1 protein-coding gene is annotated in these 998 nt (G+C 41.8%); it reads right to left on the bottom strand.

The features are described 5' to 3' along the window. Positions 1-513 precede the first annotated feature (513 nt). On the bottom strand, positions 514-861 hold the full coding sequence (locus ACFINC_RS09850) for a helix-turn-helix domain-containing protein (protein ID WP_375617096.1): 348 nt from the start codon (positions 859-861) through the stop codon (positions 514-516). Positions 862-998: the final 137 nt, after the last annotated feature.

Raw genomic sequence — 998 nt, 5'->3', positions numbered from 1 at the left:
ATAATGACACAATCGGAATTGTATCTTTAAACCAGAGAAGATAAGAGCCCCCATAAAAACCATTGGGAAGACGATGGGTGAGAAGGAATATGGGGTGAGGGTGCTCAAGGTTTTTTTCCAAGATTTTGTTGCTTTATTGCTTGTTGCTCTCTGATGCTGTCAAGGGGGGATGAACAAGGGGATGTCGTTTGAAGTGGGGGGATGTCCTTCCCCATTGGGAGGCTACTGTACATTATTGGAGGCGGGTGATATCCAATATCAAAAGGGTTAGGTGCAGGGGGGGAGCAAAGCGTAAAGGCGTGAATCTGTAAAATGATGTGAAGGAGTTGGGCTTTGTGGGGGCTTTTGTTGTGGCATAGCCTGTAGGGAGAGAAGTGGGGACGAAGAGTGAAGAAGAGGATCGGGCTTGTTCTTAAGATTCCTTGAAATATTGTCTCTTGAGATGTACATAAGTTTTATTGAGGTATGTTGTGTTGGATATGTTGCGGAATATGCTGATGAGGGCGTTTTTATCTAATCAGAAATTAACCACCAGATTGCTTTCTGTTTTTTAGGGTGGAGTTCTCTAAAATTTCTTAAAAGGGCATGTTCTTTTTCGCTATAGGTTTCTTGATCATGGTGTGAGAGATTGTCTTTTGTGGAAAGATCTTCTTTTGTAGCAATATCCGCGTAAAAAAAGTGAATGGGAACTTCCAATCTGTTGGCAATTTCTTGTAAACGTCCTGCGCTTACACGATTTAAACCTTTTTCATATTTTTGGATTTGTTGGAAACTGACACCTAAGTGGCTTCCTAATTCCTTTTGGGAAAGCCCCATTGAAATGCGTCTGTGATGAATTCTTTTGCCTATTGAAATGTCAATAAAATTGGGATTTTTGGTTGGAAAATGTGGATTTTTAGTTTGTACTTCAAGCTCCCCTCCGGTTGCGAGCGCCCTCGCATGAGTATTCCGGGAGGTTGAAAATACTGAGCTCAGTCAGCTTTTTGCTTTTAGTGCGA

The organism is Bartonella sp. AP58NXGY, from assembly GCF_042195785.1.
Lineage (GTDB): Bacteria > Pseudomonadota > Alphaproteobacteria > Rhizobiales > Rhizobiaceae > Bartonella.
This window is presented reverse-complemented; position numbering and strand designations above follow the sequence as displayed.